This is a genomic window from Pseudomonas sp. TS_SC_3 (assembly GCF_056156225.1).
This window is the reverse complement of the sequence record NZ_CM149586.1, coordinates 750,830-764,996: the sequence shown is the minus strand read 5'-3', so window position 1 is coordinate 764,996 and position 14,167 is coordinate 750,830. Positions and strand designations below refer to the sequence as shown.

Here is a 14,167-nt window from a genome sequence, read left to right as displayed (position 1 = left end):
GCCAAGCATCGGCCAGCAAGAACGCTTACTCGGCGCTGCGCAAACGCTTGGGCGTCAACCCGAGATAACGGCGCATGGCCGTGGTCAGCGCGCTCTGACTGGAAAAGCCGCACTCTTCCGCGATGCGAATCAGCGGCAGGCCGCTCTCACGCAGTAGCCGTACGGCGCGATCAAGGCGGGTTTTCAGCAGGTATTGGTGCGGCGTTAGGCCGACGCTGTCCTTGAACTGCGCATGAAAGTGACTGGGGCTCAGGCAAGCCACCTGCGCCAGTTCGGCCACGCTGATGCGCCGCGCCAAATGTTCAATGATGTAACTGTCGAGCCGCTCCAGGTTAAGCGCCCCCATGGCGCGGACAGTTGGCTCGCCAAATAAGCGCAGGTGCAAGGCACGCAGCAACACACCACCTAAAGCACGGGGCAACAGCGGGTCGGCGCCATAACGCTCAAGCTCAGCACCGGCATAACTCAACAGGTTCTGAAAGTCAGCATCCAGCTGCGGATAGCGCGGGGTTTCAAACAGGCGGGTCAGCAGTTGCAGGTCTTCACTGGAGGTGCCCTGCTCACGCAGGTCAATGATCAGCATACGGTTATCGCCCATGCCAGCGAACTGATGATCAGCATCACCCGGCACCAGGCAGGCACGCATCCGGCAGACCTCGCCGCCACGGCCGTTAACCTCAAACTCAGCGCGCCCAGCCAGCGACAACACCACCTGGTGATGATCGTGGGTGTGTTCGTGGGCTTGGTCATCAAGACGCATCAAGCGCGCGGTGAGCATTAAAAGTGCAACCTCAAATAATAAAGGTGCAACTTTAACCGTTTGCCGGGTGCAACTTCAGCCTGAACGACAAATGGGCAACATTCAGGCTAAGAATGAACGCCCCCTGAAACCGCGCCAATACATTGCACACTGCCGCCAAGCATGACGAAGGTAGCCGTGGGCGACTCCTGGCTTTGCCCTTCACGCAGCATGCACAGCTGCCACTGGCGGCGTTGACGCACTGAGTGGCGATTTCCGCCGACACGCCGTAGCAGCTATGCTGGCCGCATTGCCTAAGCCAGGAGTCCATCATGCTTGCTCTGCGCCTAACAGTCATACTCACCCTTGCTCTGCTCACCGCCTGTGCACAAGCCCCGCGCAGCGTTACCTTGGAGCAGAAGCAGCAAAGCCAATGCCCACTGTCGCTGCAGGTCGGTCAGCAATTTATTCTGCGTTTGCCTAGCAACCCCACAACGGGTTTCCGCTGGCTGCTGCGCGATTCTGCGCCACAGGTTTTGCAAAGCCTCGGCCCGGAGGTCTACAGCAACCCTGAAGACAGCGGGCTGGTCGGCAGCGCAGGAGTTTCTACCTGGCGTTTCCAGGTGGTCAAGGCGGGCGAAGGCCAGCTCGCATTGAGCTATGAACGGCCTTGGGAAGTAGGCGTAGTGCCCGCCCAGCGCTTCACGTGCACACTCAAGGCCAAGCAGCCTTAGCGCAAAACCTGCTCAGTGACTGGCTTGATAACCGGCCATGGCTTTATAAAGCCTTAAACAGACCCGCCAAGCCAGTCCCGAGGCCTTAACTGGACGCGACACGGTTAATTTGCGACCAATAGCTGCAATCAACGTTTAGCTATGCCCTGCACTTGGCTAAAATGCTCGGCTTTCTTGACCAGTGCGTAGCCAACGTGAGCAAACAGCCCGATCGTCTTTTCGCCCAACCCCTGGCTCAAGTGCCGGACTTCGTGTTCAACGAAGACGTGGTACGGGTCTTCCCCGACATGATCAAACGCTCGGTGCCGGGCTACCCGACCATTGTCGAGAATATTGGCGTACTGGCCGGCCAGTTTGCTCAGCCGCATAGCGTGCTTTACGACCTGGGCAGCTCTCTGGGCGCAGTCACCCAAGCACTGCGCCGGCATGTGCAAATCGAGGATTGTAGGGTGATCGCCGTGGATAACTCCAGCGCCATGGTCGAGCGCTGCCGCGAATACCTGCACGCACAAGACTCGATGTTTCAGGAGCTATTGCCGGTCGAGGTGATCGAAGCCGATATCCTCAGCCTGGATTTTCAGCCCACCTCGCTGGTGGCCTTGAACTTCACCCTGCAATTTATTCAGCCCGAACAACGCCTCGAACTGCTCAGCCGCATTCGCCAGGCACTGCTGCCGGGCGGCGCGTTGATTCTCTCGGAAAAACTCCAGTTCGAAGATGCTCAGCAACACGCGCTACTGGGCGATCTGCACATCGCGTTCAAACGCGCCAACGGTTACAGCGAGTTGGAAATTGCGCAAAAGCGCAGCGCCATCGAGAAAGTCATGCTCCCCGACAGCCTCGAACAACACCGCGAACGCCTGCTGGCCGCCGGCTTCAGCCAGGTGGTGCCGTGGTTCCAGTGCCTTAACTTCGCCTCGATGATTGCCCTGCCATGATCAACCGCCTCGACCTCGACGCCCTGCAAGCCACCCTGGCCGGCACCCCACTGCAGGACTGGGCCGCCGACCTACCCGGCCAGATCGACGCCAAACTGGCCGTCGGCCATGGCGACCTGCCGCGCTGGTACGGTGCGGTACAAGCCCTGCCGGAACTGAATGTCGAACAGCTGGAGCTGCTGCACAGCTTTAGCTTCAACGGGCCATGCGACGACAACACCCGCGCCGCCCTGAACACCGCCCTGCAGGGCTTGATCCCGTGGCGCAAGGGACCGTTTCATCTGTTCGGCGTGCACGTCGACACCGAATGGCGCTCGGACTGGAAATGGCAGCGGGTCGCGCCCTACCTCGACCTCAAAAACAAGCGCGTGCTGGATGTCGGTTGTGGCAACGGCTATTACATGTGGCGCATGCTCGGAGCAGGTGCAAGCAGCGTAGTGGGCATCGACCCTAACTGGCTATTCCTCTGCCAGTTTCTGGCGATGAAGAACTACCTGCCCGACCTACCCGCTTGGCATCTGCCGCTGGCCTTCGAAGAATTACCCGGCAAGCTGCAAGGCTTCGACACGGTGTTTTCCATGGGCGTGCTGTACCACCGCCGCTCGCCCATTGATCACTTGATCGACCTCAAGGACTGCTTGGTAAAAGACGGCGAACTGGTGCTGGAGACCTTGGTGGTCGAAGGCGATGCGCAGCAAGTACTGGTGCCCGAAGACCGCTACGCACAGATGCGCAACGTCTGGTTCTTACCGTCGGTGCCGGCGCTGGAACTGTGGCTGCGCCGCGCCGGTTTTGTCGATGTGCGCTGCGTGGACGTCAGCACCACGTCAGTGGACGAACAACGCTCAACCGAGTGGATGCGCTTTCAATCACTGCCCGAGTTCCTCGACCCGGCCGACCACAGCCGCACAGTTGAAGGGCTACCAGCACCCAGCCGCGCGGTTTTGATCGCGCGCAAACCCTAGGATGGGGCGGGCCGCGCAGGTTGAACACCACGAGACCCACACCGGATCGATGGGTTAGGCGCGCGACGCGGCTAACCCACCCTACGTGTTAACCGCGATTGGCCGCCGCAATAATCAACGCCTTCATCTCCGCCACAGCCGGCTTAAAGCCAACAAAAAGCGCATGCGCTACCAGGGCATGACCGATGTTCAGCTCGTTGATCCCGGCAATCGCCGCCACCGGCTCGACGTTGTGGTAGTGCAGGCCATGGCCGGCATTAACGATCAACCCGTGTTGCAGGCCGCAGGCGACGCCATCGCGAATCCGCGCCAACTCGCGCGCAGCGTCCTCTGGTGTATGTGCATCGGCATAGCGCCCGGTGTGCAGCTCGATGGCCGGGGCGCCAACACGCTTGGCGGCTTCAATCTGCAGCGGGTCGGGATCGATAAACAGCGACACTTCGCAGCCGATTTTGCTCAGGCGCTCGACCGCTGCACGAATCCGCGCTTCCTGCCCTGCCACGTCCAAACCGCCTTCGGTGGTCAGTTCCTGGCGGGTTTCCGGCACCAGACAAACATGCTCGGGGCGAATGCTTTCAGCAAAGGCAAGCATCTCCTCGGTCACGCCCATCTCGAAGTTCATCCGCGTTTGCATGACCTCCTTGAGCAGGCGCACATCGCGCTCTTGGATATGCCGGCGGTCTTCGCGCAGGTGCACGGTAATGCCGTCGGCACCGGCTTCTTCTGCATCCAGTGCAGCCTTTACCGGGTCGGGGTAGCGGGTGCCACGGGCCTGGCGCAGGGTGGCCACATGGTCGATGTTCACACCCAGCAGAATACGATTGGCATCAGTCACGGCTTGGCTCCTTGAGCGTCATAAACAGTTCGCGGCTGACCAGTGGCCGACCGCCTAAATGAGGAGCGAGTGCTTGGCGCATCAGACGCTTGGCGGCCGCCAAGGCCCCTACTGCAGTCCAGTCGGCCTCGGCCATCGCCAGCAACTCTGCCCCCTGAAAAACCCCGGGTTGTAGATGCCCCACCGGCACCAACCCGTTTTCGGTCTGCAATCGATACAGGCCGCCCTCGACAATGGGCTGGCCTTCGCTGTCCAGATCCAGGGCGAAACCATAGCCCAGCTCATCGAGCAGGCGCCATTCAAAAGAACGCAATAAAGGCTCCAGGGCGCGACCTTCGGCCAGGGCAAGTACGGTCATGGCGTAATGTTGAAAAACGGCGGGATGGGGATCTTCGGCGGGCAATAAACGAATTAGCAGTTCATTAAGGTAAAGACCGCTGAACAGCGCATCCCCCATCAGCAGGTTTGGCACGCCTGCAGGCTCAAGGCGACCCACATTCTTCAGCTCGCCACGCCCGCGAAACTCGGCCTCCAGCGGAATAAAGGGCCGCGCCAGACTGCCCGCCTTGCCCCGCGCCCCGCGCAACACGGCACGCAGACGCCCTTGTGGGGTGAGGAAATCGACCAGCGCACTGCTTTCGCGGTAAGCACGGCTGTGCAGCACGTAGGCGGGCTGGCTAGAGGCAAGCATCAGGGCTTACTCAGAATGGCGGACAGACGCGCCCGCAGGCGCATCAAATATTGTCGTAGCCCAAAGAACGCATGGCGCGCTCATCATCAGACCAGCCACTTTTGACCTTGACCCAAAGGTTAAGCATGACCTTGGAATCGAACATCACCTCCATATCCTTGCGCGCTTCCTGGCCAATACGCTTGATCCGCTCACCCTTGTCGCCAATGATGATTTTCTTCTGCCCGTCGCGCTCAACCAGAATCAGCGCATGGATATGCAGGATGCGCCCGTCGCGCTTGAATTCCTCAATCTCCACGGTGATCTGATACGGCAGTTCGGCTCCGAGCTGACGCATGACTTTCTCGCGCACCAGTTCAGCAGCGAAGAAACGGCTGGAGCGGTCGGTGACCTGGTCTTCCGGGAAGAAGTGCACGCCTTCAGGCAAGCGCTCGCCCACCAGTTTTTCCAGGGTGTCGAGGTTGTGCCCGTGCTGAGCGGAGACCGGAACGATCTCGGCATTTGGCAACTGCGTGGCCAACCACTCCAGGTGCGGCATCAGTTCGGCTTTGTCTTCCAGGCGGTCGGTCTTGTTGATCGCCAGAATCACCGGGCCTTCGACGTATTGAATGCGCTCAAGGACCATCTGATCTTCATCGGTCCAGCGGGTGCGATCGACTACGAAGATCACCACGTCGACATCTTTCAGCGCCGACGAGGCGTTTCTGTTCATGTAGCGGTTGAGCGCTTTCTCGTTGTTTTTGTGCAGGCCGGGCGTATCGACGTAAATGGCCTGCACCTCACCCTCGGTTTTGATGCCGAGCATGTTGTGACGCGTGGTCTGCGGCTTGCGCGAAGTGATCGCCAGCTTCTGCCCAAGGATGTGGTTAAGCAGCGTCGACTTGCCCACGTTAGGCCGGCCAACGATGGCGACATAGCCACAGCGTGTAACAGGTGTATCAGTCATTGCCATTCTCCACACCCAGGGCAATCAGCGCGGCAGCGGCGGCTACCTGCTCGGCAATACGCCGGCTGGCACCCTGCCCCAGGGTTTTATCATTAAGTAGGGTGATCTGACATTCGACGACGAATGTCCGACAGTGCGGCTCGCCCTGGATGTCCACCACTTCGTAGCGAGGCAGTTCACAGCCGCGTGACTGTAGGAACTCTTGCAGACGGGTTTTCGGGTCTTTGTTGGTATCAACCAAGGTCAGGCTGTCCAGCTCAGTGGTCAACCAGGCCAGCACGCGATCACGGGCCGCGTCCATTCCAGTGTCCAGGTAAATGGCACCGATCAACGCTTCCAGGGCGTCGGCCAGGATCGACTCACGGCGAAAGCCGCCGCTTTTCAACTCACCCGAGCCCAGGCGCAAGTACTCACCCAAGTCAAAGCCGCGCGCCAATATGGCCAGCGTTTCCCCCTTGACCAGGCGCGCACGCAAGCGTGACAGCTGCCCTTCACGGGCCAACGGAAAGCGCTGAAACAACGCCTCGCCGGCGACGAAGTTGAGGATGGCATCACCGAGAAACTCCAGGCGCTCATTGTTGCGCCCGGCGAAGCTGCGGTGAGTAAGCGCCAGGATCATCAGTTCCTGGTCTTTGAAGGTATACCCGAGTTGCCGCTCGAGACGGGTTAACGATGCACTCACGGCATGCGCACGCGAAATTCTTTATCGAAACGCACCACCAGATCGATGTTCTCGATCAACGGCTCACGCTTCTCATATTTCAGATGCACCCGAAACTCGTTATTTTCGACTTTGATCTTGATCGCGTCCTGAGCATTCAAATCACGAATGCTGTTGACCTGCATGCCTTTGCTGATATGGCTGTAGAAGTCGCCTACGCTGCGAACATCTGCGGCTTTATCGGTATCAACGGCGGTAATCATTTTTTCCAGCGCCATGTAGTCAAAGTAGTGCGGCAACACTTTGAATGCAGCGCTGGCCAAAAAGGCCACAACAGCTAACACCATCAACCAACTAAGAATCGACATTCCTTTTTGCGAATGCGCAGATTTCATATTTGTCCCCAAATTCGAGTTTCGTAAAGCCGTGATGGCTGGAGGCAAGACTATATATAGCCTGCGACGCGGCGTTTAACAGCGTCGCAAAAACGGCAGCAGGTCAGTGAATGAGACCTACACGGGAAAAATTGGGCAGGTTGCGCGACTTAGGGTCTGGCCAGCTCATCCAGATAGCGAAGGCTTTACCAACAATATTCTGGTCGGGGACCATCCCCAGCAGCGGCTTAGGAATGGCAGGATCATTCCAGTAGCGGCTGTCGTTAGAGTTGTCGCGGTTGTCGCCCATCATGAAGTAATGCCCTTGCGGCACCACCCACTCGCGGCCTGGCTCAACGCGATAACGCTGCATTTCTTTACGGATCTGATGCTCGGCTATACCGAGCTTCTCGCTGTACACCGTCGCGCCGCCCAAGCTGCCAGGCTCATCACCAATCAACTGTTGAGCCACCGGCTGACCATTGATGGTTAGGCGCTTGTCACTGCTGTAGGCAATGCGGTCACCCGCCAAGCCAACCACCCGCTTGATGTAGTTGATGTTGGGGTCACTGGGGTAACGAAACACCATGACATCACCACGCTGTGGATCACCAACCTCAATCACCTTGGTATCCAGCACAGGCAAGCGAATGCCATAGGCAAACTTGTTGACCAGAATAAAGTCGCCCACTTCCAGGGTGGGTTTCATCGAGCCCGATGGGATCTGGAAAGGCTCGACCAGAAACGAGCGCAGCACCAGCACGATCGCCAAGACCGGGAAGAACGACTTGCCGTACTCCACCAGCAAGGGCTCTTTGTTCAAGCGCTCCACCACGGCCGAGTCAGGTTCACTCACCTGACCATGGTAAGTATTGATAGCCGCTCGCCGGCGCGGAGCCAGAAAGACCAGGTCGAACAACGCTAACGCACCACAAACGGCGACGGCGATAACCAGTAACAGCGGGAAATTGATCGACATAAGGCCTTAACTATCCAACCTGAGCACAGCAAGGAAGGCTTCCTGTGGAATTTCCACGTTGCCCACCTGCTTCATGCGTTTCTTACCGGCCTTCTGCTTTTCTAGCAGCTTGCGTTTACGGCTTACGTCACCGCCATAGCATTTGGCCAATACGTTCTTGCGCAGCGCCTTGACCGTGGTGCGCGCCACAATCTGCCCACCGATTGCAGCCTGGATCGCCACATCAAACATCTGCCGTGGAATCAGCTCTTTCATCTTCTCGGTTAACTGACGGCCTTTGTAATGGGCGTTGTCCTTGTGCACGATCAGGGCAAGTGCATCAACCTTGTCACCGTTGATCAACACATCCAGCTTGACCAAATTGGCCGACTGGTAACGATCGAAGTGGTAATCCAGCGAGGCATAGCCGCGGCTGGTGGACTTCAGACGGTCGAAGAAGTCCAGCACCACTTCATTCATCGGCAAGTCATAGCGAACCTGAACCTGGGAACCGAGGAACTGCATATCACGCTGCACACCGCGCTTCTCAATACACAGGGTAATCACGTTACCCAGGTGCTCCTGCGGCACTAGGATGGTGGCCTGCACGATCGGCTCGCGGAAGTCCTCAACCGAGGAAACATCTGGCAGCTTGGACGGGTTGTCGACGTAGATCGTCTCACCGGTCTTGAGCACCACTTCAAAGATTACGCTCGGCGCGGTGGTAATCAGATCCAGGTCGTATTCGCGCTCCAGGCGCTCCTGGATGATCTCCATGTGCAGCATGCCGAGGAAGCCACAACGGAAACCAAAGCCCAGGGCATCGGAGCTTTCTGGCGAGTACTGCAGCGATGAGTCGTTCAAGGTCAGCTTCTGCAGCGCGTCACGAAAATCTTCGAAATCTTCGGAGCTGACTGGGAACAGACCGGCATACACCTGCGGCTGAATGCGTTTGAAGCCCGGCAGCACCTCCACATCAGGGGTGGCCGCCAGGGTCAGGGTGTCGCCCACCGGCGCGCCGTGAATATCCTTGATGCTGGCGATGATAAAGCCCACTTCACCAGCCTTGAGGTCAGCAGTGGCGGTGTGCTTCGGATTGAACACGCCTACGCTATCAACCAAGTGAATTTTGCCGGTGGACTTCACCAGCACCTTGTCACCTTTCTTGATCCGGCCATGGCGCACGCGCACCAAGGAAACCACACCCAGGTAGTTGTCGAACCAGGAGTCGATAATCAGCGCCTGCAACGGCGCTTCGATGTCACCGGTCGGCGCAGGAATAGTCTGCACCAGGCGCTCAAGCACTTCATCGACACCCAGGCCGGTCTTGGCGCTGCAGGTCACTGCATCAGTGGCGTCGATACCAATGATCTTCTCGATCTCATCCCTGACCCGATCCGGGTCGGCTTGAGGCAGATCGATTTTGTTCAGCACCGGCATGACCTCAAGGCCCTGCTCGATGGCGGTATAGCAGTTGGCGACCGACTGCGCTTCCACGCCCTGGCCGGCGTCCACCACCAGCAGCGCGCCTTCACAGGCCGCCAGTGAACGGCTGACTTCATAGGTGAAGTCGACGTGACCGGGGGTGTCAATGAAGTTCAGCTGATAGGTGATGCCGTCTCGGGCTTTGTAATAGAGGGTGACGCTGTGGGCCTTGATGGTGATCCCGCGCTCGCGCTCAAGATCCATGGAGTCCAGTACCTGGGCCTCCATTTCACGGTCAGCCAGGCCGCCACACATCTGGATAAACCGGTCAGCCAGGGTAGACTTGCCGTGGTCAATGTGGGCGATGATGGAGAAATTGCGGATATGACTCAAATCACTCACGGATCAACACTCGAAAAGGTCGCAGGCGACTGCCCGCCGAAAATAGCCGCGAAGTGTACCCGAAAGCCACCTTGCACGTCATCAAGGCCGCAAAGCTGCTCTACGTAAAAGGGCGACCGAAGTCGCCCTTTTACACTCAAAGAACCCTTAATCAGCCAGTTTGAATGTGATAAAGCTGGCGCGCCCCTGACGCAGCACACGCATCGACACCGAGCGATTCTTCGGCAGCGCTTGGGCCACCTCAGTAAAGGTCTTGGCCGACTCGATCGCCTGATTATTCAAGTGAGTAATCACATCACCTGGGCGCAGACCAATAAGTGCTGCAGGCCCTTCTTGCACCTCAGAGATCACCACACCACCTTTGAGATCGAGGCTTTTCTTCTGCTCAGCGGTCAGCTCAACCACCTTAACGCCAAGACGGTTACTGCTGCGCTCAACACCTGGTGCAGGGTTGCCCGCCAGGGTCTCGCCATCTTCAGGCAGCGCACCGATGGTCAGTTGCAACTTTTTGCGCGCACCATCGCGAACCACATCCAACTCGGCACGAGCGCCAGGCTTGATCGCACCGACCAGATGCGGCAAATCGGCAGACATAATGATCGGCTTACCATCCAGGCTGAGAATGACATCGCCCACCTGCAAGCCGCCCTTAGCAGCAGGACCATCCTCCAACACCTGCGCCACCAGCGCACCCGCCGGTTTGTCCAAACCAAACGACTCGGCCAGGTCTTTATTCACTTCTTGAATCACCACACCCAACCAGCCGCGACTGACTTTGCCATCTGCCTTGAGCTGATTCGCCACATCCATGGCCACGCTCATTGGAATGGCAAACGACAAGCCCATAAAGCCGCCAGAACGGGTGAATATCTGCGAATTTATACCGACCACTTCACCCGCCAAGTTGAACAGTGGGCCACCGGAGTTACCCGGATTGATCGCCACGTCAGTCTGGATAAACGGCACATAGCTCTCGTTCGGCAGGCTACGACCCTTGGCACTGACGATACCGGCGGTCACCGAGTGATCGAAGCCGAATGGTGAACCAATCGCCAACACCCACTCACCAACCTTCAATTCTTCCGACTTGCCCAGCCTCACGGTCGGCAGGTCGCGCCCCTCAACCTTAAGCAACGCCACATCGCTGCGCGGGTCAGCACCAATCAGCTTGGCTTCCAGCTCGCTGCGATCAGAAAGGCGCACGATGATTTCATCGGCATCGGCGATTACATGGTTATTGGTCAGCACGTAACCATCCGCGGAGATGATAAAGCCCGACCCCAGCGACTGCGCTTCACGCTGGCGACCACCACCCGGGGCGCGCGGCACTTGAGGCAGATTACGCTCGAAAAACTCACGAAACATCGGCGGCAGCCCTTCTAGATCGGGCATATTCGGTTGAGCGGTACCGGCCACGGCGCGCTCCGGCATCTTCTGCCGGGTACTGATATTGACGACCGCCGGCGACGCCTGCTCAACCAGCTCAGTAAAATCGGGCAAGCTGGCCTGGGCAAGCAGCGCTTGCCCCATCAGCAACACGGCAAATAGCGCAGTAAAGGTAGATTTCAAACCAGGCTTCAACATACAGCTCCCCATCAGCTCAGCAAAATTCTTAAACCGCTGTCACAGCGCCCGCAAGCAAAGCGCGCAACACCACAGGTTGCAATGCCGAATCATCGGCCTTTACGCGACTGCGCCAACGCACAGCGTAGCAGGCAAGCAGAAAACCGATAAACGCACTGAGGATGACCCAAGGCTCACTTAAGCCCACTTGCTCCGCTGAAAGCGCTGCTACAAACAGACCCAGCAATGGCAACAGATAAACCAATAACGAACCACGCACCAGTAGATCCTCGCGCACACCGATGACAACTGCATCGCCAATGGCTAGCTGCAACGTCGAAAGCGCACGTACATAGCCGCGACGGCCATTCGCCCCGAGCTGATCAAGCAGACCCTGGCCGCAGCCAGCCTTGATTGAGCAGCTGGAACAGGTGCTTTTGCGCACGGTTTCGACCCAGACAGCACCTGGCTCAACAGCCACAACCCGACCTTGTTCCTCGATCACGGGGCAACACCTGCGGCCGCACGCATCGACAACGCCACACGCTCAGCAGTGCCTAGAGGAATCTCACCCACCACAGTAACCATGACATCGCCGTCGCCCGTCGTTAATCGGCGCGAAACAGCCACGGTCGGGCCCATTTGCGTTCGTTGATCCTCAACTGCAGCACCGCGAAGCGGCTCGATAAAAACGGAAAAGCGCGCCAGGCCATCGTCATACACCTGATAGATAACTGGCTCGTCCGATGCGGGGCTGCGACGTAGGCTAACCGAGCTCAGACTAAAACCTGGCGGCAGCCAATCTGAATGCCAAGCCTCGATATCCGCCACTGCAGCAGATGACAAACGCACGGGCTGGCATTCGGCGCTGGGCTCGAGATCAACAATTGAGGGCGCTTCGAGTTGTAGCTGGGTGAATTGAAAACGTTCGAGCAACTGCCCTTTGTCGTTGACCAGTAATGACTTTAAGGGCAAACCGGTTTGCTGATCGAGGTGCAACTCAATGCCATAGCGGTGCTGATCACGTGGTACCAATGCCAACACTTCAGTGCTACGACCCGCGACCCGAGACTGACCGAGCACACGCAGCTCATACCACGCCCCTAATTGCTCAGCATTGAGCGCCCGGGCAGGCCATTGCCGACTATCAACTGACTGGTCGGCCAGCGCACCACTGGCGCACAGCACCTGACCGTCAATGCGCACGATTTCTTGCGCCGCACCATCCAACTGCAGCATGCGCTCACGCAGCGCACCGCCTTTTTCAACGCGATGCCAAATGCTGTGCGTTGAGAAGCTGCCGTTGTGCTCGTAAACAAAGGTGCCCTGAAAGCTCTGGGTGCGCTCAGCATCGGCCAAACGTTGAAGCAACATTTGCTCACCATCGGCCGCTGCAGGCAACGCCAACACACTACCCAGCAACAGACCGCCCAGCGGAATCAAACGCATGTAAATCCTTAACAACAGCTTGTTAACGACCTTCCAGACTGGCTGCGCGTGCATAAGGCAACGCACTTTCGCTGGCACTTGCTGCCGCCTGCTGCGCATGCTGGCGCAAATAGGCTGGCAGGCGCTGCTCATGCCAGCCAGGCTGACCTTGCCCTACAGCACTTACCTTCGGCGCCGTAGACTCTGCAGAGCTATTAAACCCTGCCAGCATAGCCGGGCCATTGACCTGCGGCATGCTCAGGGCGGGCTGGTTGGCCTGTTGCGCTAACTGCGTACCGATAATATCGTCTTGGTTGTAAAGGCGTACGCCTGCCAGCACCGCGACGGTAACCGAGGCTGCCACAGCCAGCCGACCCACGGTATGCCAAGCGCTGCGCTTTACTGGCTGCGCAGCAGGCGCGGCGTCATCAGCCAGAGCGGCGGACACAGCCGCGGCAATGTCCAGGCGCGGTTCAAGCAGCTCCTTGTGCATAACTGCACGGGCCACCTGATAGCGCGACCAAGTTGCGCGCAGCTCAGGGTCATCGCCAGCCGCCAGCACTCGCCTTAATTCAAGTTCATCCGCTTGGTTATCCATCACCGCGGACAGCGATTCCTGCAGGGTTTCACGACTCATGGCGGTTCCTCTCTTGGCTGACGCCGCTGTCTCAGGTTTCCTGCAGCAATGGCTGCAGGGATCGATCAATGGCTTCACGCGCGCGAAAAATCCGCGAACGCACAGTGCCAACGGGGCATTGCATGACGCTGGCAATGTCCTCGTAACTCAGACCGTCAAATTCACGCAAGGTTAGTGCTGTGCGTAAATCTTCCGGCAATTGCTCGATGCTGCGATGCACGGTGGCCTCGATCTCGTCACGCAACAATGCGCGCTCCGGCGACTCAATGTCTTTGAGCGCATGATCACCATCATAAAACTCAGCATCCTCTGCACTCACATCGCTATCGGGCGGCCGCCGACCACGCGACACCAGATGATTTTTCGCCGTATTGATGGCGATACGGTACAGCCATGTGTAAAACGCGCTGTCACCGCGGAAGTTACCCAACGCCCGGTATGCCTTGACGAAAGCTTCCTGGGCCACGTCCTGCGCCTCATGGGTGTCATGCACGAAACGCACGATCAACCCGAGAATCTTGTGTTGGTACTTGAGCACCAACAGATCAAATGCACGCTTGTCACCGCGCTGTACGCGCTCGACCAGCTGCTGATCATCTTCCTGGGTTAGCATGAAAACTCCTCATTAGGTTCGAAGGAGCGCAACGCCAACCCGTTAACCGGTATGCCAAAGTAGACTTGGGCATTGCGCAAAAGTTCTCTCCTTCAAACAAGCTTCCTGCAGAACACTTAAAAGCCCTGCACGGAATAGCGCAGCAAAGGAACTCCGTTGCCGCACTTTTAGTCTGGATCACCCGCAGATTAGGCAAAAACTGCAGGATCATCGTGACGCCGCCTGAAACAGGCGAAGTCCATTTAAATGACCGCCTAT

At 58.1% G+C, this 14,167-nt stretch carries 16 protein-coding genes; 3 read left to right on the top strand and 13 right to left on the bottom strand.

Features of this window, described 5'->3' with window-relative positions:
* Nucleotides 1–25: 25 nt before the first annotated feature.
* A complete protein-coding gene (locus AC0J6G_RS03675) occupies nucleotides 26–778 on the bottom strand; it encodes a helix-turn-helix domain-containing protein (RefSeq protein WP_475251392.1) in 753 nt (250 codons plus the stop codon).
* A 293-nt stretch (nucleotides 779–1,071) separates the two neighbouring features.
* On the opposite strand from AC0J6G_RS03675, the gene AC0J6G_RS03670 reads away from it, so the two are divergent.
* The 3 genes from AC0J6G_RS03670 to cmoB all read left to right on the top strand — a co-directional run bounded on the left by AC0J6G_RS03670 (nucleotide 1,072) and on the right by cmoB (nucleotide 3,376).
* Complete coding sequence (locus AC0J6G_RS03670) at nucleotides 1,072–1,473, top strand: protease inhibitor I42 family protein (RefSeq protein WP_475251390.1); 402 nt, start codon at nucleotides 1,072–1,074, stop codon at nucleotides 1,471–1,473.
* Between the two features lie 194 nt (nucleotides 1,474–1,667).
* Nucleotides 1,668–2,411, top strand: coding sequence for a carboxy-S-adenosyl-L-methionine synthase CmoA (gene cmoA / locus AC0J6G_RS03665; RefSeq protein WP_475251388.1), 744 nt, complete (start codon nucleotides 1,668–1,670; stop codon nucleotides 2,409–2,411).
* Nucleotides 2,408–3,376, top strand: coding sequence for a tRNA 5-methoxyuridine(34)/uridine 5-oxyacetic acid(34) synthase CmoB (cmoB, locus tag AC0J6G_RS03660; RefSeq protein ID WP_475251386.1), 969 nt, complete (start codon nucleotides 2,408–2,410; stop codon nucleotides 3,374–3,376). Before cmoA ends, cmoB begins: the two co-directional genes overlap by 4 nt.
* 88 nt (nucleotides 3,377–3,464) lie before the next feature.
* On the opposite strand, the gene pdxJ is transcribed toward cmoB, so the two are convergent.
* The 12 genes from pdxJ to rpoE all read right to left on the bottom strand — a co-directional run bounded on the left by pdxJ (nucleotide 3,465) and on the right by rpoE (nucleotide 13,909).
* Nucleotides 3,465–4,211 (bottom strand): pyridoxine 5'-phosphate synthase, encoded by a 747-nt coding sequence (gene pdxJ, locus AC0J6G_RS03655; RefSeq protein WP_475251384.1) that lies wholly within the window; start codon nucleotides 4,209–4,211, stop codon nucleotides 3,465–3,467.
* Nucleotides 4,204–4,902: a DNA repair protein RecO gene (recO, locus tag AC0J6G_RS03650; RefSeq protein ID WP_475251382.1), complete on the bottom strand. Its 699-nt coding sequence runs from the start codon at nucleotides 4,900–4,902 to the stop codon at nucleotides 4,204–4,206. Before recO ends, pdxJ begins: the two co-directional genes overlap by 8 nt.
* Nucleotides 4,903–4,945: 43 nt before the next feature.
* Nucleotides 4,946–5,848, bottom strand: coding sequence for a GTPase Era (gene era, locus AC0J6G_RS03645; RefSeq protein WP_475251380.1), 903 nt, complete (start codon nucleotides 5,846–5,848; stop codon nucleotides 4,946–4,948).
* Nucleotides 5,841–6,530 carry a ribonuclease III gene (gene rnc, locus AC0J6G_RS03640; protein ID WP_475251378.1) on the bottom strand — a complete coding sequence of 230 codons (690 nt, stop codon included), beginning with the start codon at nucleotides 6,528–6,530 and terminating at the stop codon, nucleotides 5,841–5,843. Before rnc ends, era begins: the two co-directional genes overlap by 8 nt.
* Nucleotides 6,527–6,904, bottom strand: coding sequence for a DUF4845 domain-containing protein (locus AC0J6G_RS03635; protein ID WP_475251376.1), 378 nt, complete (start codon nucleotides 6,902–6,904; stop codon nucleotides 6,527–6,529). Before AC0J6G_RS03635 ends, rnc begins: the two co-directional genes overlap by 4 nt.
* 103 nt (nucleotides 6,905–7,007) lie before the next feature.
* On the bottom strand, nucleotides 7,008–7,862 hold the full coding sequence (gene lepB / locus AC0J6G_RS03630) for a signal peptidase I (RefSeq protein ID WP_475251374.1): 855 nt from the start codon (nucleotides 7,860–7,862) through the stop codon (nucleotides 7,008–7,010).
* Nucleotides 7,863–7,868: 6 nt separating this feature from the next.
* Nucleotides 7,869–9,668, bottom strand: a complete 1,800-nt coding sequence (gene lepA, locus AC0J6G_RS03625) for a translation elongation factor 4 (protein ID WP_475251372.1) — start codon at nucleotides 9,666–9,668, stop codon at nucleotides 7,869–7,871.
* 147 nt (nucleotides 9,669–9,815) lie between these two features.
* Nucleotides 9,816–11,198, bottom strand: a complete 1,383-nt coding sequence (locus AC0J6G_RS03620; RefSeq protein ID WP_475253576.1) for a DegQ family serine endoprotease — start codon at nucleotides 11,196–11,198, stop codon at nucleotides 9,816–9,818.
* Nucleotides 11,199–11,280: 82 nt separating this feature from the next.
* Nucleotides 11,281–11,736, bottom strand: coding sequence for a SoxR reducing system RseC family protein (locus AC0J6G_RS03615; protein ID WP_475251370.1), 456 nt, complete (start codon nucleotides 11,734–11,736; stop codon nucleotides 11,281–11,283).
* Nucleotides 11,733–12,680: a MucB/RseB C-terminal domain-containing protein gene (locus AC0J6G_RS03610; RefSeq protein ID WP_475251368.1), complete on the bottom strand. Its 948-nt coding sequence runs from the start codon at nucleotides 12,678–12,680 to the stop codon at nucleotides 11,733–11,735. Before AC0J6G_RS03610 ends, AC0J6G_RS03615 begins: the two co-directional genes overlap by 4 nt.
* Before the next feature lie 22 nt (nucleotides 12,681–12,702).
* Nucleotides 12,703–13,296 (bottom strand): RseA family anti-sigma factor, encoded by a 594-nt coding sequence (locus AC0J6G_RS03605; RefSeq protein ID WP_475251366.1) that lies wholly within the window; start codon nucleotides 13,294–13,296, stop codon nucleotides 12,703–12,705.
* A gap of 31 nt (nucleotides 13,297–13,327) precedes the next feature.
* On the bottom strand, nucleotides 13,328–13,909 hold the full coding sequence (gene rpoE / locus AC0J6G_RS03600) for an RNA polymerase sigma factor RpoE/AlgU (RefSeq protein WP_090252003.1): 582 nt from the start codon (nucleotides 13,907–13,909) through the stop codon (nucleotides 13,328–13,330).
* Nucleotides 13,910–14,167: the final 258 nt, after the last annotated feature.

What these genes read in the sequence shown, in the direction of transcription:
- AC0J6G_RS03675 (WP_475251392.1), bottom strand. Translation starts at nt 778, where the DNA reads ATGCTCACCGCGCGCTTGATGCGTCTTGATGACCAAGCCCACGAACAC.
- AC0J6G_RS03670 (WP_475251390.1), top strand. Translation starts at nt 1,072, where the DNA reads ATGCTTGCTCTGCGCCTAACAGTCATACTCACCCTTGCTCTGCTCACC.
- cmoB (WP_475251386.1), top strand. Translation starts at nt 2,408, where the DNA reads ATGATCAACCGCCTCGACCTCGACGCCCTGCAAGCCACCCTGGCCGGC.
- recO (WP_475251382.1), bottom strand. Translation starts at nt 4,902, where the DNA reads ATGCTTGCCTCTAGCCAGCCCGCCTACGTGCTGCACAGCCGTGCTTAC.
- era (WP_475251380.1), bottom strand. Translation starts at nt 5,848, where the DNA reads ATGACTGATACACCTGTTACACGCTGTGGCTATGTCGCCATCGTTGGC.
- AC0J6G_RS03635 (WP_475251376.1), bottom strand. Translation starts at nt 6,904, where the DNA reads ATGAAATCTGCGCATTCGCAAAAAGGAATGTCGATTCTTAGTTGGTTG.
- lepB (WP_475251374.1), bottom strand. Translation starts at nt 7,862, where the DNA reads ATGTCGATCAATTTCCCGCTGTTACTGGTTATCGCCGTCGCCGTTTGT.
- AC0J6G_RS03620 (WP_475253576.1), bottom strand. Translation starts at nt 11,198, where the DNA reads ATGGGGCAAGCGCTGCTTGCCCAGGCCAGCTTGCCCGATTTTACTGAG.
- AC0J6G_RS03610 (WP_475251368.1), bottom strand. Translation starts at nt 12,680, where the DNA reads ATGCGTTTGATTCCGCTGGGCGGTCTGTTGCTGGGTAGTGTGTTGGCG.
- AC0J6G_RS03605 (WP_475251366.1), bottom strand. Translation starts at nt 13,296, where the DNA reads ATGAGTCGTGAAACCCTGCAGGAATCGCTGTCCGCGGTGATGGATAAC.
- rpoE (WP_090252003.1), bottom strand. Translation starts at nt 13,909, where the DNA reads ATGCTAACCCAGGAAGATGATCAGCAGCTGGTCGAGCGCGTACAGCGC.